The sequence below is a fragment of the Pseudomonas sp. KH_024_B2 genome (genome assembly GCF_057839965.1).
In genome coordinates, this window is record NZ_CM174502.1 from 3,664,671 (window position 1) to 3,687,757 (window position 23,087).

Consider the following 23,087-nt stretch of genomic DNA (forward strand, 5'->3'; position numbering starts at 1 on the left):
CAACGGACATTACCGCTTGCCCGCTTCGTGATAAACATCTCCCCGTTCCCTTTTTCCATCGGCAATAACCGTCACCACCAACACTTCATCCACCACCCGGTAAACCAACCGATACCCGGCGCTACGCAATTTGATCTTGTAAGCGTTGTCTATCCCGCTCAGTCGATCTCCGGGGACATGGGGATTACTGAGCCGCTCCTGAAGTTTCGTTTTTACAATGCTCCCTCAATGTGGCCCCAAGCTTGTGCCACTCCTTCCAGGCTTTATCGGAAAACTCCAGCTCATAGGTCATCAAGAGAAACCTTGATCGTCGGATCGTTCTCCCGTTCGCGGCAGAGGGCGACAAGCTCCATGTCTTCAAGGCGGTCCATCATGGCTTCGTATTCTTTTGCCGGTACACAATAGAAAGCAGGCTCATTACGATTGAGGATCGCAACCGACAGTCCACTGCCGGCAGCAACGGTGCCCATTGGATTCTTTTTGAGTTCGGAAATGCTCGCGACGACTTGCGATAGCACAATATGGGTCATGGCACCGCTCCTTTGGAGTGCTTTTAAGAGGGCTTGAAATAGCACTTCTCAGAAAATCCGGCTTCTACCCTTTGTCATACGAGTCGGTGTCGCTTGTGGGCTATGTCGCTTCGGCCGTACCTGCCCAACGAAGTATCAAACGCACACGTCAGATCGCGCGGCGATGGGTAAGTAACAGAGACCATTTCATGCGAAGAAGGTGTAATGGCAACTATCGCATTCGCGGCAAGCGAAGCGTCGCCCGGCCCTTCCCACAAGGGATATCTAGCGTCCAGAAAAACGCAACCTGGAGAGCATCCGCAAATTGCCCTCAAGGTAATACTCATCGCTCCAGCTATCATCCACGGCCAACGGCTTGACCTGCTTCAACGCGAGTTTTTTAGCGTAGTAACGAAACCGGTAATGCTCGTAGAAACGCAGCAGTTCCAGCCCATAACGATCGGCCAGATCGGTATCGCCGCGCATGATCAGGAAGTTTTCGTCATTGCCGTTGCTGGCAGCCGCACTGAGGTTGTGGCTGCCGCTGATGATCACCGGGGTATCGCTGGTGAAGTCGCTGATGACCGCTTTGGTGTGCACCAGCAGGTTGCCCTTCTGACCTTTCAAGCCTTCCTTGAGCCAACCTTCGATACCGGTGTTCAGTAACGCGACGGCAGTGAACTCCGCCGTTCGGTCAGCATGAAAACCGCTGATCCGGCTGGCGGTGTTCTGCAGGCCGTAGCGCAGCACATCATCGTGGGGCTGACCGAGCAAGGCATTGAGGATCTCGTCCGGCAGCGCGAACGCAGTGGCGAACAACACATCCTTCTTCGCGGCGTTGATGATCTCGACGAACTCATGCAAGTCGCCTTGCCCTGTGCGCGGGGAAAAACCGGCGAACAACGCTTGTGTCGGCGCCATAGGATTGTTTTTCGTGAGCCATTTACGGGTGGCACCGACATCGGCCGGCGCGGCCCAGATCTGCTCGAACACTTGCAGATAGCTGGTGGCCACGCGAGCGTCGTCCAGCACATGCACGACGTTGGCCTGACGATAAACACCGTTGGGCGTGAAGTTGGTGCTGCCGCAGAGCACTGCTTCAGGCTCGTACTCATTCGACGGGTTAAGTTTGCTCAGCACGATGAATTTGTTATGAAAAATGTTATGGGTGACGCGCCCACGCTTGTTGGCTGCGGGGATCTGTTCCAGGCTGGCTTCGTTTATCAAGGTGTCGTCGTCATCCGGCTGCGCGTGATACAGCACTCGCAGCTTCACCCCACGGGCGAACGCAGCGTTGACCGCCTCGATGATCGACTGCAACTGGTACTCGTAGATGGCGATATCCAGCGCCCATTGAGCGTCGACGGCGCGCTCGATAAAACCCAAAAGCGCTCCCAGCAAACCGTTTTCCAGCCATTGGCGCGGTGCGTCGGGCCAGGCTTCGATGGGTAGGTTCTTGTTAGCGCTGAGCAGTGCGTCGAGATCGGCGAATTTACGCGAGAACGCCTGACTGGCGGCCACCGCACGATTGAAGATGACCCGCTGGCCCTGCGGTTGACCGTTGTCCGAGGTGATGGTCACTTCCAGCGGTTCGCCCAATTGCGGCGCATCGGCGCTACCGTAGGCCGGATAAACGCGGTAGTGGATGGTGGTGCCGGGATTGACCGCGTAGTCGGCCCAGCGAAACTTCTGCAACGGCGCGATATCGCTCGGTGTGGCGTGGTACTGAGGGAAGGTGTGAGCCTTGCCGGGGAAGGTCAGGCTGTTGAACAGAAACAGCCAGGGCTTGTTGCCTTGCTGCTTCTCGATGGCAAACCCCAGCAAGCCTTTGCGGCGAGACTCGGTGAGGTCCATGGCCAGTAACACCCCATTGGTACCGGCATAGGCTTTGACTCGAAAGTCGTCCTGACTGTTGCGGGCGAGTACGCGCATGGTTCATTCCCTTGATTGATTGCTCAACAGCATAGGTGCTGTGGGTTAAGCAGGGATCCAGATGTCGGGTTTTATCTATAACCGAGGTGATGCTATCGCGAGCAGGTCGGATCGCCGCACCGTCGCTCCCACACTGGATCTGGATTGCCGCAAATTTCATGTACACCAAAAACGCAATGTGGGAGCGAGCTTGCTCGCGATGAGGGCATAACAGACAACAGAGATTTCAACCCGGCAGCAAATCATCGATATGCCGATAATCCGTCTGCAACCCGGTTGCCAACTCTTTGGCCCGCCCCAATCGAATCGGACCTCTCTCGATATCCACCAGCAACCCCGGGCAACTGAGCGTCGGTAATACAGGCCAGTCTTTCAAGCGGCCATCGGTCAACAGCAACACCCGCTGCTGCTCCGCGGGAAAACGCTTTCGCCTGAACGCCAACCACTCGACCGCTTCATCCAGCGCAGCCAGCAACGGCGTGCCACCGCCTGCGCCCAGAGCATCGAGCCAACGGCTCAAGCCTTTTGCAGCCTTGAGGCCTTGCACCTGCCATTTCGGCGAGTGACCACTGGCAGTCAGCAATGCCAGTCGCGCCCGCTGGCGATAAGCATCATCGAACAGCTGCGCCAGCAACCCTTTGGCGTCGCTCAGGGCCCGATGACGACGAGTCGAAGCCGAGGCATCGACGATGATCAGCCACAGCTCATGGGGCGAACGACTGCGCAGGCGGTAAAGCAAGTCCTCGCGCTGGCGCGGCCGTCCGTTGAGCAAGGTGCCCGGCCAGTTGATCGAACCGCCACGCGCTGCATGACTCTTGCCCTGCCTGCCATTGTCCAGCCGTCCCGCACGGGGTTTGGCATCCGCCCCCGCATCAGATCGAGGGCGAATGCCTAGGGCTTTTTTGGCCAGCTCGGGACTTCACGTCGAGCGCCGACCGGCAGCGCGTGCGCGGGCATTTCGCCCCATTGGCCCTGGCCTTCGCTCGGATCGGGATTCTGTGCGGATTGAGCCTGCGGCGCGTTGGCCTGGCCTGGCGCAGGCGGCGACTGCTCGCGACGCCGGTGGCGCAAGGCGAATTCCGCTACTGCGTCGATATCTTCCTCGGCAATCGCCTGCGCACCTCGCCACGCAGCATGGGCGCGAGCCGCCCGCAGCCAGACCAGATCGGCACGCAGCCCGTCGACGCAGGCAGCAAAGCAGCGTTCAGTGATCTGCTCCAGGGCTTGATCGTCGAGGGGAATGCTCGCCAAGGCTAAGCGCGCCTGTTGGCAACGTTCGCGCAGGGCATGCTGTTGGTCTTCCCACTCGGCGCAAAACCCTTGTGGGTCGCTGTCGAAATCCAGTCGGCGACGAATGATCTGGCCGCGCTCTGTCGGTGGCGTCTGCCCGCTCAAGGCCACGTTCAGACCAAAACGATCGAGCAATTGCGGACGTAATTCGCCCTCTTCCGGGTTCATGGTGCCGATCAGCACGAACCGCGCCGAATGCCGATGGGAAATGCCATCACGCTCGATCAGGTTGGTGCCGCTGGCGGCCACGTCGAGCAGCAGGTCAACCAAATGGTCGGGCAGCAGATTCACTTCATCGACATAGAGTACGCCGCCATCGGCCTTGGCCAACACGCCAGGAGAAAACTGCGCCCGACCTTCGCCCAGTGCGGCGTCAAGGTCCAGCGTGCCTATCAGACGCTCTTCAGTGGCGCCCAGCGGCAAGGTGACGAACTGCCCGCTGGCCAGCAGATCCGCCAGACCACGGGCCAGGGTCGATTTGGCCATGCCCCGCGGACCTTCGATCAGCACGCCGCCGATCTTCGGGTCGATGGCGGTCAGGCACAGCGCCAGCTTCAAGGCGTCGGCGCCGACCACGGCGGACAGCGGGAAATGTGGGGTATCGCTCATGTTCGGGTCTCGGTCGTGATCGGCGGTGTCTGTTATTACGTCTTCGCGGGCAAGCCCTAATGACGGTCGGTTAAGAAAAATATGCGCCGAGCGCAGAACCTGTGGCGAGGGAGCTTGCTCCCGCTGGGTCGCGCAGCGGCCCTAAAATCAGTCACCGCGATTCCTCAGATAGAACGCAGCTGCCGGTTTACGACTGCTTCGCAGCCGAGCGGGAGCAAGCTCCCTCGCCACAGTCAGCGCCCGCCATTATCCAGCGCTCATCCCTCTTCCTCGATATCCAGCAACAAATTCTCCAGCGCCTCGCGGTACTCGCCCGGTTCACTCCACATCCCGCGCTGCTGGGCTTCGAGCAGGCGTTCGGTCATGTCGCGCAAGGCGTGGGGGTTGTGCTGCCGAACGAACTCGCGGGTCGACGGGTCGAGCAAATAGGCATCGGCCAGCAAGGCGTACTGATGATCGTCGATCAATTGCGTGGTGGCGTCGAACGCGAACAGATTATCCACGGTCGCCGCCAGTTCGAAAGCACCTTTATAGCCGTGGCGTTTAACCCCTTCGATCCACTTGGGATTGGCTGCCCGGGAGCGGATCACCCGGTTCAACTCTTCCTTCAAGGTGCGGATCTTCGGCAGGTCGGGCTGGCTGTGGTCGCCATGGTAGCTGGCAGCCTGCTCGCCACTGAGGCTTTCCACGGCGGCGAGCATGCCGCCCTGGAACTGGTAATAGTCATTGGAGTCGAGCAGGTCATGCTCATGGTTGTCCTGGTTTTGCAGGACTGCCTGGACCTGGCTCAAACGCTGGGCGAACTGTTCGCGCGCCGCCGTGCCTTCATCGGAACCGCCATAGGCGTAGCCGCCCCAGTTCAGATAAACCTCGGCCAGATCCTCGCGGCTTTGCCACAGACGCCCGTCGATAGCACCCTGCACGCCCGCGCCGTAGGCACCGGGTTTGGCACCGAATATCCGCCAACCGGCCTGACGCGCTGCAGCGTCCTCGTCCAGCCCGGACAACACCAGCGCCTCACGCTCACTGCGGACCTTGGCCGCCAGCGGGTTCATGTCATCCGGTTCGTCCAGCGCGGCCACGGCTTGCACCGCCGCATCGAACAGGCGGATCAGGTTGGCGAAGGCATCACGGAAGAACCCGGAAACCCGCAAGGTGACGTCCACCCGCGGCCGGTCCAGCAGACTCAGCGGCAGGATTTCAAAGTCATCGACCCGCTGGCTGCCAGTGGCCCACACCGGGCGCACGCCCATCAGCGCCATGGCCTGGGCGATATCGTCGCCACCGGTGCGCATGGTCGCCGTGCCCCAGACCGACAGCCCGAGCTGACGCAAGTGGTCGCCGTGATCCTGCAAATGCCGCTCAAGAATCAGGTTCGCCGACTGAAAACCGATACGCCAGGCCGTGGTGGTCGGCAGGTTGCGCACGTCCACCGAGAAAAAATTGCGCCCGGTGGGCAGCACATCCAGCCGTCCACGACTCGGTGCACCGCTGGGACCGGCCGGAACGAAACACCCGCTCAGGGCATCCAGCAGCCCGCGCATTTCTGCCGGGCCACAGGCGTCGAGACGCGGGGCGACGACTTCGCGCAGGCTGTCGACGATCGCCTTTACCTCGGTCCAGCCCGGTTCGTTCAAGGTGTCGACATCCGCGCTTAACGCTCGCTCGATCAACTGCGCGGCAAACAGCTCAAGACGCTCGCGACTGTCTCCAGCGGTGCGCCACAGCTCATCACTCAGTGCTTGCAGCGCAACCGGTCGCGGCCCGACCCAGGGCTCGGCCAACGCACAGTCCAGCGGATCGAAGCCCAGTTCGAAGGCTTTGGCCAAGGCCCGCAGCAAACTCGACTGCGCACCGCGTCCATCGCCACGGGGAATGCGCAACAACGCCAGCAGGGTATCGATGCGCAGCCGGCCAACGGGCGACTCACCGAACACATGCAAGCCGTCGCGGATCTGCGACTCTTTCAGGTCGCACAGATAGGTGTCGAGGCGCGGCAGCCAGATTGCGGCGTCGGCGTCGCTGTCGAGCTGTTCGTCCAGCTGCAGTTCGCGGTCGATGTGGGTTTCGCGCACCAGTTTCAGAATATCGCGCTGCAACTCACGGGCGCGGCGCGGATCAAGCATCTGCGCCTCATAATACTCGTCGGCCAGCAGTTCGAGATTGCGCAGCGGGCCGTAGGTTTCGGCGCGGCTCAACGGCGGCATCAGGTGATCGATGATTACCGCCTGGGTGCGCCGCTTGGCCTGGGCGCCCTCACCCGGGTCGTTGACGATAAACGGATAGATATTCGGCAACGGCCCCAGCAGCGCGTCCGGCCAGCAGTTTTCCGAAAGACCGACACCCTTGCCCGGTAGCCATTCGAGGTTGCCGTGCTTGCCGACGTGAATCACCCCGTGGGCGCCATAGGTTTGCCGCAACCAGAAATAGAACGCCAGATAACCGTGGGGCGGCACCAGGTCCGGGTCGTGATAGACCGCGCTCGGGTCGACCTGATAACCCCGCGCCGGTTGAATACCGACAAAGGTCAGGCCGAAGCGCAGACCAGCGATCATCATCCGCCCGCCGCGAAACATCGGGTCACTGTCAGGCGAGCCCCAGCGTTCCAGCACCGCGTTGCGATTGGCTTCAGGCAAGGCGTTGAACATCGAGAAATAGTCGTCCAGCGCCAGGCTTTGCTGGCACGGTCGCTGGTCGATGGTCTCCAGGTCGTTGCTGACTCCGCCGAGCAGCGCTTGAATCAGTGCCGTGCCACTTTCCGGCAAATCAGCCGGCAGCGGATAACCCTCGGCGTGCAGCGCCCGCAGGATATTCAACGCAGCGGCCGGGGTATCGAGACCCACACCATTACCGATTCGGCCGTCGCGGGTCGGGTAGTTGGCCAGAATCAGCGCGATACGCTTTTCGCTGTTCGGCACTCGCGCCAGCTCGATCCAGCGCCGCGCCAGTTCGGCGACGAAGTCCATACGTTCCGGTTGCGGTCGGTAGCAGACCACATCCGACTGGCTGCGCTCACTGCGCCAGGCCAGGTCCTTGAAGCTGATGGGGCGACTGATGATGCGCCCGTCCAGTTCCGGTAAGGCGATGTGCATGGCCAGATCGCGCGGCCCGAGGCCCTGCTCGCTGGCGCGCCAGCCGGGCTCGTTGTCTTGGGCGCAGATCGCCTGGATCACCGGAATATTGCGCCGGAACGGCCGCAGATGCGGCGCTTCAGGGCTGGACTGGGCAAAACCGGTGGTGTTCAAAATCACCGAAGCTGAGACTTCATCCAGCAAGTCCTCGACCACCGCCAGGCAACCGGGCTCTTTCAAACTGGCCAGCGCAATCGGCAACGGGTTAAGCCCCGCCGCCTGCAAGCGCTGGCAGAAAACATCGATGAAAGCGGTGTTCGCCGCCTGCAAGTGCGAGCGGTAAAACAACACCGCCGCCACTGGCTGATCGGCGTGCCAGTCGGCCTGCCAATCTCTGAGTGCGGCGTTGCTTCTGTGGGGATGGTAAATCGCCGTGCGCGGCAGGACTTGTGGTTCGGCCCATGGATAATCGCGGCCCAGCCAGCGACTGGCCAGGCAGCGATACAGATCCAGCGCATTGCCCATGCCACCCTGACGCAGAAAGTGCCAAAGCCGATCGCGGTCTTCGGCGGCCACCGTACTCAGGTCGCTCAGTTCAGGGTCGGGACGATCATCACCCGGCACCAGAATCAGCTGCACGCCCTGCTCGGCCAGCTCCACCAGGCGCTCGATGCCGTAACGCCAATAACCGATCCCGCCGTGCAGCGAGATCAGGATGACTTTGGCGTGACGCAACACCTCATCGACATACAGGTCGACCGAAGCGTGATTCTGCACCTGCATCGGGTTGGCCAGACGCAGGCTTGGATAGTCGTCCGGCAGCTGCTGCGCAGCTTCGGCGAGCAGCGCCAGGCTGGAGTCGCCGCTGCACAGGATCACCAGCTCGGCGGGCGTTTGTCCAAGGTCGGCAATGTTGTCATCCGACACGAAACCGCCGGGCTGGGTCCTGAGCAGATGCATGGCTTAGACGCTGAGTGCAGCGCGCAACTGCGCTTCGATCAGCACCGCGTCCAGCTCCTGGCCGATCAGCACCAGGCGCGTTGCCCGCGGCTCATCGGCGCGCCAGGCACGGTCGAAGTGTCTGTCGAAACGCGTGCCCACGCCCTGGACCAGCAAGCGCATCGGCTTGTTCGGGACCGCCGCGAAGCCTTTGACCCGCAGAATGCCGTGCTGAACCACCAGTTGGGTCAGGGCGTCCAGCAGCAGGCTTTCGTCGGCCTGAGGCAGTTCGATGGAGATGGAGTCGAAAGCGTCATGGTCATGATCATCATGCCCTTCACTGTCGGCGTCGCCGTGGTGATGGTCGTGATGGCTGTGACGGCTGTCGATGTGCTCTTCGGAGCCGGCGCCCAGACCGATCAAAACGTCCAGCGACAGACGACCGCTGCTGGCTTCGATGATTTTTACCGCCGGCGGCAGTTCTTCGGCGACTTCCAGGCGCACTTTGGCCAGATCTTCAGGGCTGATCAGGTCAGCCTTGTTGAGGATCACCAGGTCGGCGCTGGCCAATTGGTCGGCGAACAACTCATGCAGCGGCGATTCGTGGTCCAGATTCGGATCGAGCTTGCGCTGGGCGTCGACTTGATCCGGGAACGCGGCGAAGGTGCCGGCGGCTACAGCCGGGCTGTCGACCACGGTGATCACCGCGTCGACGGTGCAGGCACTGCGAATTTCCGGCCACTGGAAGGCTTGCACCAGCGGTTTCGGCAGGGCCAGGCCAGAGGTTTCGATGAGGATGTGGTCCAGGTCGGCGCGACGGGCAACCAGTTCACGCATCACCGGGAAGAACTCTTCCTGGACGGTGCAGCACAGGCAACCGTTGGCCAGTTCATAGACGCGGCCGCTGGCTTCTTCTTCCGTGCAGCCGATGGAACATTGCTTGAGGATCTCGCCGTCGATGCCCAGCTCGCCGAATTCATTGACGATGACCGCGATGCGCCGACCCTGAGCGTTATCGAGCATGTGCCGCAGCAAGGTGGTTTTGCCCGAGCCGAGGAAGCCGGTAACGATGGTGACGGGAAGTTTGGCCAGTGTTTTCATCGGATGCCCTTTGGCAAGGTGGCGGGCATACGGGACGACAACCGCGCGCATAGGGGCGCAAGAGTTCGCCACCGGATCACCCCGCCCGGTTGTAGTGAGAATCTGGACGAGGCAGGTCTCCTGGCTGACGGTGTGCCGGTCTTGTTGACCTGGCATTCACTGCGCCTTCCCGCGAACCCTTTGGACGGGGTTTGCAGTGGCGTGGCAGCGAACATCACCGTTCACAGTTGCGGGGGCAGCCGCGGCATTGACCGCGTTCCCTTCTTAGCTTCGGATCGAGCACCGAAGAACCTCGAAAGCGCAAGGCTACGCAGTGCTGGGGGGCGGGTCAATGTTCAAGCTGAGATCTGTGGTGACTGTACTGGCCCCTTCGCGGGCAAGCCCGCTCCCACATGTTGACCGAGTATCCCTGTGGGAGCGGGCTTGCCCGCGAAGGGGACGCCTCGGTCTAACAGGTGAGAACCCTTGCCAATTGACGCCCATCCCCTGCTCATGTTCTCCTTCACACCTTGTTACGGGTGCCCTTCACAGGGTGAAACGGGAAACCGGTGCGTCATGTGCTTTACTCAAAGCCTTGATCAGTCCGGTGCTGCCCCCGCAACGGTAAGCGAGTGAAGAGTCAGATCCACTGTGCCAGCAGTACGGCATGGGAAGGCGACTCCTGCAGGTTCGGGTGCAAGCCCTGCCCCTCGCGAGCCCGGAGACCGGCCCGCTACACACACATAACAAACCCGCGGTGGGCGGGCGCTGTTCAGACCTCTGCATGCCTGTCTTGCGGGGTTTCCATGCGCTCCATTCACCCGCTGACACATCAGAGGGAAGCGCCATGTCGATCATCACCAGCACCCGCCACACAGACGCCAGCAGCACTACATCCACCCTGAGCCAACGCCTGGTTGCCGCTATCGGCGCATCGATTCTGGGCGCGTGCCTTGTGTACTTCGCCGGTTTCTCGCACATCGAAGCGGTGCACAACGCCGCCCACGACACCCGTCACAGCTCCGCCTTTCCGTGCCATTGAGACCTGCTGACATGATCAAGCGAATCGCGCAAACCGCAGGTTTCACCGGGCTGCTCGCCGCCTTGTTGCTGACCCTGCTGCAAAGCTTCTGGGTCGCGCCGCTGATTCTCCAGGCGGAAACCTACGAAAATGCTCCGGCTGCCGAAGTTCACGAACATGCTGAAGGCGCTGTTGCCGCTCACAGCCATGACGCCGAAGCCTGGGGGCCGGAAGACGGCTGGCAGCGCGTGTTGTCGACCACCGGTGGCAATCTGGTGGTGGCGGTCGGTTTCGCCCTGATGCTCGCCGGCCTCTATACCCTGCGCGCACCGAACCGTACCTCTCAGGGTTTGCTCTGGGGTCTGGCCGGTTACGCGACCTTCTGCCTGGCGCCGACCATGGGCTTGCCGCCCGAGCTGCCGGGTACTGCCGCAGCTGACCTGGCGCAGCGGCAGATCTGGTGGATCGGTACCGCGGCATCCACCGCCGTCGGTATCGCGCTGATCGTGTTCGGCAAGCATTGGGCGCTGAAGATTCTCGGCGTGGCGACTCTGGCCGTGCCGCACATCATTGGTGCACCACAGCCCGAAGTGCATTCGATGCTCGCCCCGGAAGCGCTCGAAGCCCAATTCAAAATCGCTTCGCAGCTGACCAACGCGGCGTTCTGGCTGGCCCTGGGCCTGATCAGCGCCTGGTTGTTCCGCCGCAAAAGCGCAGGTCAGTAACGCGCATGACGCCGATCAGCACAGCGCCGACCCTGGTGGTCGGCCTGGGCTGCCAGCGTGGCTGCCCCGCCAGCACGCTGCGGGCGCTGCTCGATCAGGCGTTGCAGGCCTATAACATCGAGCTTCGAGCGATCCGGGCCCTGGCCAGCATCGACCTGAAACGCGATGAACCTGGCCTGCTTCAGCTGGCCGAGCAATTGGCGCTGCCGCTGACGATCTTCACTAGTGCGCAACTCGCTGCCTACGAACCCCAACTCAGTCACCGCTCAGAGATCGCCTTTGAACGCACCGGCTGCTACGGCGTGGCCGAAAGCGCGGCTTTGGCACTCGCCGAACAGCTGGCGCAAAACCCGGCCAAACTGTTGATCACGCGACAAAAATACGCCCAGGCCACCTTTGCATTGGCGTCTGCTCAGTAAAATCCTCGATAATCCCCGCCCTTGATCATGAGCAATCTTCATCTGAAGAGCTGCCGCCACGACTTTGCACAGGAAACCGCCATGACCGTCTACTTTATCGGCGCAGGTCCCGGCGACCCGGAACTGATCACCATCAAAGGCCAGCGGCTGATCCGCAGTTGCCCGGTCATCATCTATGCCGGCTCCCTGGTGCCCGCTGCCGTACTGGAAGGCCACCAGGCAGAACAGCTGGTCAACAGCGCCGAGCTGCACCTGGAGCAGATCATCGACCTGATCAAGACCGCCCACGGCAAAGGCCAGGACGTGGCCCGGGTGCATTCCGGCGATCCGGGCCTGTACGGTGCGATTGGCGAGCAGATTCGCTATTTGCGCGAGCTGGATATTCCCTTTGAAATTGTTCCCGGCGTGACCGCGACGGCCGCCTGCGCGGCGCTGCTGGGCGCGGAGCTGACGCTACCGGATGTGTCCCAGAGCGTGATTCTGACCCGCTACGCCGACAAAACCGCGATGCCGGCCGGGGAAGAACTCGGCAGCCTGGCGCAGCATGGAGCGACCATGGCGATTCATCTGGGGGTCAATCATCTGGAAAAGATCATTGCCGAACTGGTCCCGCACTATGGTGTGGACTGCCCGATTGCAGTGATTCATCGCGCCACCTGGCCGGATCAGGACTGGGCCATTGGTACGCTGGCGGATATCGCGGAAAAGGTTCAGGCCAAGGGATTTCGCCGTACGGCGCTGATTCTGGTGGGTCGGGTGCTGGCCAGTGACAGTTTCAGTGAGTCGTCGCTGTATCGCGCCGGGCATGCGCATTTGTACAGACCATAGGGCCTTATCGCGAGCAAGCTCGCTCCCACATTGGAATGCGGTCAACTGTGGGAGCGAGCTTGCTCGCGATGGGGCCAATGAATTTCACCCATAAAAAAACGGCGCTCACGGGCGCCGTTTTTTTGTTCGCAGCGAACGCCTTAGTAGTAGGCGTTTTCTTTCTGCGTGTGGTCGGTCACGTCGCGTACACCTTTGAGCTCAGGAACTCGCTCAAGCAGCGTGCGCTCGATGCCTTCCCTCAAAGTGACGTCAGCCTGGCCGCAGCCCTGGCAGCCGCCGCCGAATTTCAACACGGCGATACCGTCGTCAACCACATCGATCAGGCTGACCTGACCGCCGTGGCTGGCCAGCCCCGGGTTGATTTCGGTTTGCAGGTAATAGTTGATGCGCTCGTTGATCGGGCTGTCAGCGTTGACCATCGGGACTTTGGCGTTTGGCGCCTTGATGGTCAGTTGGCCACCCATGCGATCAGTGGCGTAATCGACCACGGCATCGTCCAGGAAGGCTTCGCTGAAGGCATCGATATAAGCGGTGAAGCTTTTGAGCCCCAGCGCGGTATCTTCCGGTTTTTCTTCGCCCGGCTTGCAGTAGGCAATGCAGGTTTCGGCGTATTGGGTGCCAGGCTGGGTGATAAAGACGCGGATGCCGATGCCTGGGGTGTTCTGCTTGGAGAGCAGATCAGCCAGATAATCGTGGGCGGCGTCGGTAATGGTTATGGCGGTCATGGAAACTCCTCGCAGGCTTGGGCGCAGTTTACGCCAATCATCGCGCCGGACAAAGTCCTAGTACTTTTGTCGGGAAAGAACCATTGCCTGTGCCCATACAGCTGAAGCCATACCCATCAGTTTCATGGCGGTATATATGTAAAACCGCTGATGTAAGCATTGTCGCTAGCCTCCTCCTATCCAGCGTATTTGCCCCCAGGAGGCAGCATGACCCCTTCCACTACTCAAACATCTTCAACCGAGGCTCGACAGCAACACTTTCTTGACCAACTGCTGGAATATCAGAAGGCGCTCAAGCAACTGCTCGACCAGCAGCCCAAGGCTGGCAAGGTGCTGACGGACCTGCTCCATGCAACGATTCAGCGCTCATTCTCCGACCAGCCCCTGCCCATTGCCCTGGATGCGGTGACCTATGAAGATTGCATCCGGATCACCACCCTATCAGGCTCAAATATGCAGGTACTGCCTCACACGCCGCAGCGCCTGTTGTCCGATTTGTTCAAACAAAAACCCTGGGGAGGAGAAGGTTTCGAGGCGCCCAACCGGTTCTACCGCTATTACACCAAAGCCACCTACCAGGTGAAAGATGCGTCCAGTCCCAAGGGGATGCGCACGATCAACCGCACGACCGGCAGCACTCCCGGGTTCGAAACCTTCATGGAAGGACTGATGCAAAGACCGGATCGCCACTACCAGGACCAACTTGACCGTTTCTGGAGCGGGGCCTTTGCCCCCGGCAGCCCGATGACCCGCAGCCAATGGCTGGCCGATCAACTGGGCAAGGCCTTGCTGGCCGAAGCCTCCCTGCGTGTGGAGGATCGCACCCTCGACGAACCCTGCAAGGTCTTGATCGGCCAGTTGGTTGCCAGCCCGTCAGGCGACTCACGCGCGCACCTGCCCGCCGCGCAAAGGCCGGCCGCTTTCGCCCTGAGCCTCAAGGGCCAGAACAACGAATCTGATATCCCGTTAACCAGGATCCTGGTCTTTTCCTGCAAAACCCCGCCCGGGGAGATTGATGCCAGTGCCAATATCGGTGCGGTTGCGCTCTATACACCTAACAGTGGCATTGAACCCTTCGCCTCGCTCCAGGCCCTCGATCAAGCACTGCGCGTCAGGCTCGCCAACATCGACTCAGGTAAATACCTGCGGCTCAATATTGCCTGGCAAGACCAGGCGCGCGCCCAAAGATACCAGGAGGCAGCCCCCCGTATCGGTTACACACAGATCCATGAAAACCTGCTCGAGAACAGCGTGCGCTCGCTGCTGGACCTGCAAAAGCAGGACATCGAACACATCTGGCGTTTACTGCCACAAGACTCGGTCGACCTGGAACAGATAGATGAACGGTTCAATCGCCTGGCGCATATCGGTTCATTCCTGGATATCCAGGACTTGATGGTCGAGCGCAGCAGGCGGTTCGTCAGCGCGACGTTGCCCGTGTGGTATCTGGACGCGAGTACCCAGGAGCAGCAGGCACTGAGCCGTTTGCTGGAGGCCGAACAGCAGTCCAGCAACATTCTGATGACCCGACTCAAGCAGGCAGCCATTCCCTCTCTGCGCGTATTTGCTCACCAGGAACTGACCAGGCAACTGGGCATCGACTATCCGCAAAGGGCCATCAACCCGGATCAAGTGACCGTCAAGATGGTTACCAGCCTCAACCCCGCCAGCATGGGCGGTGGTATTGGGCCCGACCACGTCCCCGTCTCGGACGACCAGACATCCAGGATCAGCTACACATCAACCTTGTCACTGACAGAGCTGGCATTAAGAAACAGCAATCCCTGGGATTTCAGCTTTTACAAGCTGTACACCGGAGAAGAAACCTCGATGTCTGCCTCCATCACGGACAAGGCCGGGAACACTACCGTATTTGACCAGCGCTACCTGACGTCCTTGATCAAAGACCTGGACATGAGCAAGGGCTACGACCAGTTGCTGCAAAAGCGCCTGATTGATGACGGCGCAGCACTGCGTCGTGCCTGGACCGATAGCCACCGGGCAAGCATGGCGACCCATGCATTGGTGGCCCGACTGGACAACAACTGTTTTATCGAAGACCGGGAAAACCGTGGATTTCAATGGATCAAGACACTCATCGACGCGGACATCCAGGCTCGACGCAAAACGGTGGGTGGCCACAGGATCGTCGCGAGCGCACTGGTAATTGCCAGTTCAAGTGGCACCAGAAACGGTTACGAGCTCAATGACGTCTTGATGATCAGCGTCGAACAACGCCAATCCGTACCGAATGTCGTCCTATATACCCCCGGAGCACCCACTGCACAGGTGTTCAAGGAGTTTGCCAATATGGATGCGATGCAAGACTTCCTGAAGCAGCAATGGGCCTCATCCCCCGCCTGGCAACGCTACTTCATGCAACGCCTGTCAACGCCAGGACAGGCGTCGCTGACCGAACGCAAGCTGTCACGCACAGTGTTGTTGAGTGAACTGGTGCTTGGCGCCCGAAGCAGAATCGGCAATCCATTCGACACCCTTCATGTATTCGCGATTACCGCCCCCCTCCACGACGCCTTGTACGAGCAACAAGTCCATACGTTGCGGCGCAATGCCGACCATGAATCGACCAGTAACGCCGAGGTCGAACAACAGTCGCTCTGGAACAAGATCACGTTCGGCGTGGAGCTGGCGATGGAGCTGATCAGCTTCGTCCCCATAACGGCAGCTTTCAGGGCGGCCAGCAGTGTCACCCGCACGCTGTTGCTCCTCAAGCAACTGGGCAGCTCGACCTCCGCGGCCAGGGCCTTGTGGTCGATGACCGGCGCCCGGGGCCGAATCCTTCTGCAACCCAGGCCCCGCGCCATTCCATCGCTGCTGCGTGGGCCGGACCTCTCAGGCCTGGAGGTGACAGTCAATCCCCTTGAGCTGGATCGACTCAAAGGCAATCTGTTTCAAAGCAAGGTGTCCCCCCAGCAATATGTCGTGCTCAATGACAAACACTATCTCTGCAATGTGGCTCAACAGCAGCGCTTCATTTACCCGCCTGGCCGAGGCGCTGAAACCCGGCGTTACCCGTTAGCCCTGGATGCAACCCTGGAGAACTGGACTCCCCAGCCTCGCCCTCGATTACTGGGAGGCATGGATCCGATTGAAAAAGGCCCATTGGAAACCACCTACCTGGACTATGAGCTGCCGGCCGCGGACCTGGCCTCGCTCCCGGCGCAAAATCTGGCGAGCCCTGGCTCCTTGAGCCTGGGTATTTTGCACCTGGTCCTGCCGCTGGATACGTCGGCAGGCGTGCTGCACCTCTTTGCCATCCAATCAAGATTGTGCCGGCATGCCCGACGCTACTTCAAGGCATTCACTGCGCCTGCCAGGCCGCTGGTGTTACCGGCGCGGGACCTGCTACCCGAGCAACTGTTCAATCATCTGTTCAACCGACACAACGGGCTGGTGATAGGCGAATCCCATATCTTTGCGCAGGCGCGTAAATTACTGATCGAAAACATGGCGACACTGGAAAGACAGGGCCTGAGGAGTCTCTACCTTGAGGTACTCACCACAGACCTTCACCAGGTGCATCTGGACCGCTTTAATGCATCAAAAACGCTTGCACTGCCTGCACCGCTGAGAGACAGACTTCAGCTGATGGATACTCTGCATGCCCAGACAGGTCCCTATAGCTACACGCGTCTGGTAGAAGAGGCCCATGCCCAAGGGCTCCACGTCATGGCCCTCGATACTACCGCCAGTTCACTGTTTACTTCGACAGACCTCATCCCGCCGGGAGCCGTGCCGACACTGGCCGATCAACTCGATCGGGTGGTCATGTTCAATTTTTTCGCTCACAAAAAAATTTCTTTCGATCAACTGACCCATGGCCCGCATCGCTGGGTAGCGTTTGTGGGAGAGGCACACTGCAACACCCTTCAAGGTATTCCGGGCCTGGCGGAACTGACCGGTGCTTCCGGCATCCGTCTGGGAGGACGGATCCCGACGCTGCCTTCGCGAATCAAAAGTGATCCGGGCGTCATGATCAATTCCCCTTCCGGAACTCACCAGATCAGACTCCAATGTGACGTGCTGCTCAGCCTGAGTGACCAGGCAGGCAGTCACTCTCTTGCCTCTCTAGTCTACCGACCCAACCTGTTCACGATCATCAACCCACCTCCCGGACAGGCTCTTGTGCACTATATGAACGCCCGGGGTCGACGCATTGATGTTCCGGTCTTTGCCGATGGCACTCAAGCCTATGTCAACCACCTCGAGTTTGGCCCGGTGAGCAATCGACGCTTCATCGACCTGGCTGCACTGGCTGACGCACTGTCTGATGAACTACAGATGATCGAGGTTTAAACAGGCCCTAGAGATTCTCGTAGCGGTTCATGTCCAGCACGCCCGCTTCCACCGGCTCGGTCTCGCGGATGTATTGGGTCAGGTCATGGAAGTACTGCCAGAACTGCGGATGGCTGCGACGGATGCCCCAGCGGTCGACGATTTTCTCGAAGCGATCGGCGTCCCTGGCGTTTTCCATCCGCGTAACGAACTCAGGGACCTGCTCGGCAGGAATGTTGAAGATGAAGTTCGGGTAGCTGCTGAGCACGCCCGGGTAGAGGGTCAGTGTGTCCAGCCCCGGCTGATAGCGCAAAGACTCGCCAAGCAGGAACGCCACATTGCTGTGGGCCCGGTTGCGCAGCAGGCTATAGACCTCACGTTTACCGCTTTTGGTTTCGATACGCAGCAGCGTGGCTTCCGGCAGCTGATCGATGACCCTGAGCCCGGCGGCCGGGCGCGAAGCCAGGCTGCTCAAGGCTTGCTCGGCGTCTTGCAGGGCCGGATCGATGTTCGGCCGTGAACAGTACGCGCCGTCACAGCGATTGATCGGGTCAGGCCTGGCGTTCAGGTCACCGTAGCGCATCAGCAGCTGATGGGCGAAATCGCGTTTCGGGTCTTTCTCATCCAGCTTCAGTGCGCTGGGCTTGTCGTTGTCGATGCTTTCATAGTCCAGCCACATCTTGAACTTGCCACTGTTCTGGTACCAATCGTCGAGGTAATCATCGCGGGAATCGGCCGGCATCAGGCGCAAGAAGTTCTGCTCGGCGCCGTTGCGGATCAGGTCGAAATACAGACGGGTCTGGGCCTGATGGGACAGGTTGCCGAACACATCGAAATTGACCGCCAACTGGTAATAGGTGCGCTCTAGCAACGGATAGTCGAACAGCCACATCGTTTGCGGCACGTCACCGATCAGGCCTTTGTTCACCGAGGCGCTGTCGAAGTGCCGGAAGATGCTCAGCAAGGCGTTGTCATTGCCGGCCCATAGGGTCGACCAGCTCGGTGCCGGCAAATCGGCGTAGCTGTCCCGGCGCAAGATTTCATATTCGTTGCGCTTGTCCCGATAGTCGTGCCACAGGCTCAGGACGCTGCCGACATCGTCATTCTGCCCCGGCATCGCCAGCAACGGCGTTGTCTGCCCTGCTGATCGGTGAGACCGGTCACGGCCAGCGGCATGCCCTCTTTCGGATGGGCGCCGGCATAGCCATCGAACTCGCCCGGCATCGGGCACATGTTTTCCCTATTCAGCCCCAGAACAATTTCACCGGGTAACTTGGCATTGGATTGCAATGGGGTTTTGTGGCCCAACTCAAGCATACGCGCCATCAGCGCCGCCTGGCTGCCCTGAGCATCGAGGACTGAATAGAAATCCTTGCGCTGCCAAGCTGTTTTGCCAAAAGCGTCGTAGAACAAACGCGTCGGCGGCGAGGCTTTACTGCGTTCGCCGTCATAGACCGGAACTTTCGTCGCGCCTCGCGTCACGCCTTCACCGCTGCCCAGGTTGAGCTGACAGGCGGAGTCGTAACAGGCATGGCAGGCCACGCATTTTTCGGTGAAGATCGGTTGAATGTCGCGAGTGTAGGAAATCGCCGGCGCCGGGCCTTGCGCTGTGGCGGCAGAGCTTAAAAGCAGCAAAACACTGCCGATGACAACGCGATAGAACATGTCCCTGGTCCTATTGATAGAAAACGTCGCGATTCTACCGGTCCAGCCCCACCACCAACATGAGCGATATTCATGCAAAACCTTGTCATGCTCTAAAGGCGCACAGGTTTGCTATCATCGCGCCTCTTTGTATTGGCCTTCCCAGGTAGTCCTATGTCCGATCGCAGCGCTCGCCTTCAAGCCCTCCATCAAGCTCTCAAAGAGCGCATCCTGATTCTCGATGGCGGTATGGGCACGATGATCCAGAGCTACAAGCTCGAGGAGCAGGACTACCGTGGCAAACGCTTCGCCGACTGGCCGAGCGATGTCAAAGGCAACAATGACCTGTTGATTCTCAGCCGTCCGGACGTGATCGGGGCGATCGAGAAGGCGTATCTGGACGCCGGTGCCGACATTCTCGAAACCAACACCTTCAACGCCACTCAGGTATCCCAGGCCGACTACGGCATGGAAGCGCTGGTCTACGAGTTGAACGTGGAAGGCGCACGCCTGGCGCGCAAGGTAGCCGACGCCAAGACCCTGGAAACCCCGGACAAGCCGCGCTTCGTCGCCGGGGTGCTCGGCCCTACAAGTCGTACCTGTTCGTTGTCGCCGGACGTGAACAACCCCGGCTACCGTAACGTGACCTTCGACGAGCTGGTGGAAAACTACAGCGAAGCCACCAAAGGCCTGATCGAAGGCGGCGCCGACCTGATCCTGATCGAAACCATCTTCGACACCTTGAACGCCAAGGCCGCGATCTTCGCCGTGCAAGGCGTGTTCGAGGAGCTGGGTTTCGAACTGCCGATCATGATTTCCGGGACCATCACCGACGCCTCCGGCCGTACCCTCTCCGGCCAGACCACCGAAGCTTTCTGGAACTCCATCAGTCACGCCAAACCGATTTCCGTCGGTCTGAACTGTGCCCTTGGCGCCCGTGAACTGCGGCCGTACCTGGAAGAGCTGTCGGACAAGGCCAACACTTATATTTCCGCCCACCCGAACGCCGGCCTGCCCAACGAGTTCGGTGAGTACGATGAGCTGCCGGCCGAGACCGCCAAGGTCATCGAAGAGTTCGCCCAAAGCGGCTTCCTGAACATCGTCGGCGGCTGCTGCGGCACCACACCCGGTCACATCGAGGCGATCGCCAAGGCAGTGGCCAACTACGCACCGCGGCCGATTCCGGACATTCCAAAGGCCTGCCGCCTGTCGGGTCTGGAGCCGTTCACCATCAATCGCGAGTCGTTGTTCGTCAACGTCGGCGAGCGGACCAACATCACCGGTTCCGCGCGTTTCGCCCGGTTGATCCGCGAAGACAACTACACCGAAGCCCTGGAAGTCGCCCTGCAGCAGGTCGAGGCCGGCGCGCAGGTGATCGACATCAACATGGACGAGGGCATGCTCGATTCGAAGAAGGCCATGGTGACCTTCCTCAATCTGATCGCCGGCGAACCGGACATCTCCCGCGTGCCGATCATGATCGACTCCTCGAAGTGGGAAGTGATCGAAGCCGGCCTCAAGTGCATCCAGGGCAAGGGCATCGTCAACTCCATCAGCATGAAGGAAGGCATCGAGCAGTTCATTCATCACGCCAAGCTGTGCAAGCGCTACGGTGCCGCGGTGGTGGTGATGGCCTTCGACGAAGCCGGTCAGGCCGACACCGAAGCGCGCAAAAAGGAAATCTGCAAACGCTCCTACGACATTCTGGTCAACGAAGTCGGCTTCCCGCCGGAAGACATCATCTTCGACCCGAACATCTTCGCCATCGCCACCGGTATCGAAGAGCACAACAATTACGCCGTCGACTTCATCAACGCCTGCGCCTATATCCGTGACCACCTGCCCCACGCGCTGACCAGTGGCGGCGTGTCCAACGTGTCGTTCTCGTTCCGTGGCAACAACCCGGTGCGTGAAGCGATCCACTCGGTGTTCCTGCTGTATGCGATCCGCAATGGCCTGAGCATGGGCATCGTCAACGCCGGCCAGCTGGAGATCTACGACCAGATCCCGGCCGAGCTGCGCGATGCCGTCGAGGACGTGGTGCTCAACCGCACGCCGGACGGCACCGACGCCCTGCTGGCCATCGCCGACAAATACAAGGGCGACGGCAGCGTCAAGGAAGCCGAAACCGGCGAGTGGCGCAGCTGGGACGTCAACAAGCGTCTGGAGCATGCGCTGGTCAAAGGCATTACCACGCACATTGTTGAAGACACCGAAGAATCCCGACTGTCGTTCGCCCGCCCGATCGAAGTGATCGAAGGTCCGCTGATGTCCGGCATGAACATCGTTGGCGACCTGTTCGGCGCCGGCAAAATGTTCCTGCCACAGGTGGTGAAATCCGCGCGGGTAATGAAGCAGGCCGTGGCCCACTTGATCCCGTTCATCGAGCTGGAAAAAGGCGACAAACCGCAAGCCAAGGGCAAGATCCTCATGGCCACGGTCAAGGGCGACGTGCACGACATCGGCAAGAACATCGTCGGCGTGGTATTGGGCTGTAACGGCTACGACATCGTCGACCTCGGCGTGATGGTGCCGGCGGAGAAGATCCTCCAGGTCGCCAAAGAGCAGAAGTGCGACATCATCGGTCTCTCCGGCCTGATCACTCCGTCGCTGGACGAGATGGTCCACGTCGCCCGGGAAATGCAGCGTCAGGATTTCTATCTGCCGCTGATGATCGGCGGCGCGACCACTTCCAAGGCCCACACGGCGGTGAAGATCGAGCCCAAGTACAGCAACGACGCGGTGATCTATGTCACCGACGCCTCCCGCGCCGTGGGCGTGGCGACGCAATTGCTGTCCAAAGAGTTGAAACCTGCTTTTGTCGAAAAGACCCGCCTGGAATACATCGAAGTCCGCGAGCGCACCGCCAACCGCAGCGCCCGTACCGAGCGCCTGAGCTACCCGGTGGCGATCGCCAAGAAGCCGCAGTTCGACTGGAGCAGCTACCAGCCGGTGAAGCCGACCTTCACCGGCGCCAAGGTCCTGGACAACATCGACCTCAAGGTGCTGGCCGAGTACATCGACTGGACGCCGTTCTTCATCTCCTGGGACCTGGCCGGCAAGTACCCGCGCATTCTCACCGATGAAGTGGTGGGAGAAGCGGCCACCTCGTTGTTTGCCGATGCCCAGGAAATGCTCGCCAAGCTGATCGACGAAAAACTCATCAGCGCCCGCGCGGTGTTCGGTTTCTGGCCGGCCAATCAGGTGCAGGACGACGACCTGGAAGTCTATGGCGACGACGGCCAGCCAATCGCCAAACTGCATCACCTGCGCCAGCAAATCATCAAGACCGATGGCAAGCCGAACTTCTCGCTGGCCGACTTCGTCGCGCCGAAAGACAGCGGCATCACCGACTATGTCGGCGGCTTCATCACCACCGCCGGGATCGGCGCCGAAGAAGTGGCCAAGGCTTATCAGGACGCTGGCGACGACTACAACTCGATCATGGTCAAGGCCCTGGCCGACCGTCTGGCCGAAGCCTGTGCCGAGTGGCTGCACCAGCAAGTGCGGAAAAACTACTGGGGTTATGCCAAGGACGAACAGCTCGACAACGAAGCGCTGATCAAAGAGCAATACACCGGCATCCGCCCTGCCCCCGGCTACCCGGCGTGCCCGGATCACACCGAGAAAGGCACTTTGTTCAAACTGCTGGACCCTGCTGCGAGCGAACTCAAGGCCGGGCGCAGCGGTGTGTTCCTCACCGAGCACTACGCGATGTTCCCGGCCGCCGCCGTCAGCGGCTGGTACTTCGCCCACCCGCAGGCGCAGTACTTCGCCGTGGGCAAGATCGACAAGGATCAGGTGCAAAGCTACAGCGCACGCAAGGGGCAGGATTTGACTGTGAGTGAGCGTTGGCTGGCGCCTAACCTGGGTTACGACAACTAAGAAATAGCGCCGGGCACCCCTGTGGCGAGGGAGCTTGCTCCCGCTCGGTCGCGCAGCGGCCGTAAAACCGATAGACGCGTTTTATCTGACAAAATGCGTTTGCCGATTTTGGGG

13 protein-coding genes, 2 pseudogenes and 2 riboswitches are annotated in these 23,087 nt (G+C 60.4%); of the genes and pseudogenes, 6 read left to right on the forward strand and 9 right to left on the reverse strand.

Annotated elements, in window-relative coordinates:
• Positions 1 to 9: 9 nt before the first annotated feature.
• The 7 genes and pseudogenes from AC3I0A_RS17005 to cobW form a co-directional block, all read right to left on the reverse strand.
• A pseudogene (locus tag AC3I0A_RS17005) lies at positions 10 to 292 on the reverse strand (type II toxin-antitoxin system RelE family toxin).
• On the reverse strand, positions 282 to 530 hold the full coding sequence (locus tag AC3I0A_RS17010) for a type II toxin-antitoxin system Phd/YefM family antitoxin (RefSeq protein WP_489373286.1): 249 nt from the start codon (positions 528 to 530) through the stop codon (positions 282 to 284). The pseudogene AC3I0A_RS17005 and the gene AC3I0A_RS17010 overlap by 11 nt, the downstream one beginning before the upstream one ends.
• A 264-nt stretch (positions 531 to 794) precedes the next feature.
• Positions 795 to 2,441 (reverse strand): phospholipase D-like domain-containing protein, encoded by a 1,647-nt coding sequence (locus AC3I0A_RS17015; protein ID WP_489373288.1) that lies wholly within the window; start codon positions 2,439 to 2,441, stop codon positions 795 to 797.
• 226 nt (positions 2,442 to 2,667) lie between these two features.
• Complete coding sequence (locus AC3I0A_RS17020) at positions 2,668 to 3,279, reverse strand: vWA domain-containing protein (protein ID WP_489378525.1); 612 nt, start codon at positions 3,277 to 3,279, stop codon at positions 2,668 to 2,670.
• 53 nt (positions 3,280 to 3,332) lie between these two features.
• Complete coding sequence (locus tag AC3I0A_RS17025) at positions 3,333 to 4,340, reverse strand: magnesium chelatase ATPase subunit I (RefSeq protein ID WP_489373290.1); 1,008 nt, start codon at positions 4,338 to 4,340, stop codon at positions 3,333 to 3,335.
• A 257-nt stretch (positions 4,341 to 4,597) separates the two neighbouring features.
• Positions 4,598 to 8,371, reverse strand: a complete 3,774-nt coding sequence (gene cobN / locus AC3I0A_RS17030) for a cobaltochelatase subunit CobN (RefSeq protein WP_489373292.1) — start codon at positions 8,369 to 8,371, stop codon at positions 4,598 to 4,600.
• Positions 8,372 to 8,374: 3 nt separating this feature from the next.
• Entirely contained in the window at positions 8,375 to 9,451 is a 1,077-nt protein-coding gene (gene cobW / locus AC3I0A_RS17035; protein WP_489373294.1) for a cobalamin biosynthesis protein CobW, read from the reverse strand.
• A gap of 93 nt (positions 9,452 to 9,544) precedes the next feature.
• Positions 9,545 to 9,761: riboswitch (cobalamin riboswitch) on the reverse strand.
• 189 nt (positions 9,762 to 9,950) lie between these two features.
• Positions 9,951 to 10,178: riboswitch (cobalamin riboswitch) on the forward strand.
• A gap of 99 nt (positions 10,179 to 10,277) precedes the next feature.
• On the opposite strand from cobW, the gene AC3I0A_RS17040 reads away from it, so the two are divergent.
• The 4 genes from AC3I0A_RS17040 (at position 10,278) to cobM (ending at position 12,423) form a co-directional block, all read left to right on the forward strand.
• Positions 10,278 to 10,472, forward strand: coding sequence for a CbtB domain-containing protein (locus tag AC3I0A_RS17040; RefSeq protein WP_489373296.1), 195 nt, complete (start codon positions 10,278 to 10,280; stop codon positions 10,470 to 10,472).
• Between the two features lie 11 nt (positions 10,473 to 10,483).
• Positions 10,484 to 11,176: a CbtA family protein gene (locus AC3I0A_RS17045; RefSeq protein ID WP_489373297.1), complete on the forward strand. Its 693-nt coding sequence runs from the start codon at positions 10,484 to 10,486 to the stop codon at positions 11,174 to 11,176.
• Between the two features lie 5 nt (positions 11,177 to 11,181).
• The gene (locus AC3I0A_RS17050) at positions 11,182 to 11,595 is read left to right on the forward strand and encodes a cobalamin biosynthesis protein (protein WP_489373299.1); all 414 of its coding nucleotides are present in this window, start codon (positions 11,182 to 11,184) and stop codon (positions 11,593 to 11,595) included.
• 81 nt (positions 11,596 to 11,676) lie between these two features.
• On the forward strand, positions 11,677 to 12,423 hold the full coding sequence (cobM, locus tag AC3I0A_RS17055) for a precorrin-4 C(11)-methyltransferase (protein ID WP_489373301.1): 747 nt from the start codon (positions 11,677 to 11,679) through the stop codon (positions 12,421 to 12,423).
• A 140-nt stretch (positions 12,424 to 12,563) separates the two neighbouring features.
• On the opposite strand, the gene nfuA is transcribed toward cobM, so the two are convergent.
• The gene (nfuA, locus tag AC3I0A_RS17060) at positions 12,564 to 13,148 is read right to left on the reverse strand and encodes a Fe-S biogenesis protein NfuA (protein WP_489373303.1); all 585 of its coding nucleotides are present in this window, start codon (positions 13,146 to 13,148) and stop codon (positions 12,564 to 12,566) included.
• A 207-nt stretch (positions 13,149 to 13,355) separates the two neighbouring features.
• On the opposite strand from nfuA, the gene AC3I0A_RS17065 reads away from it, so the two are divergent.
• On the forward strand, positions 13,356 to 17,465 hold the full coding sequence (locus AC3I0A_RS17065) for a dermonecrotic toxin domain-containing protein (RefSeq protein ID WP_489373305.1): 4,110 nt from the start codon (positions 13,356 to 13,358) through the stop codon (positions 17,463 to 17,465).
• A 7-nt stretch (positions 17,466 to 17,472) separates the two neighbouring features.
• Here the strand turns inward: AC3I0A_RS17065 and AC3I0A_RS17070 are convergent.
• Positions 17,473 to 19,109: pseudogene (locus AC3I0A_RS17070) on the reverse strand (fatty acid cis/trans isomerase).
• A 153-nt stretch (positions 19,110 to 19,262) separates the two neighbouring features.
• Between AC3I0A_RS17070 and metH the strand changes: the two are divergent.
• Positions 19,263 to 22,973, forward strand: coding sequence for a methionine synthase (gene metH / locus AC3I0A_RS17075; RefSeq protein ID WP_489373306.1), 3,711 nt, complete (start codon positions 19,263 to 19,265; stop codon positions 22,971 to 22,973).
• Positions 22,974 to 23,087 lie beyond the last annotated feature (114 nt).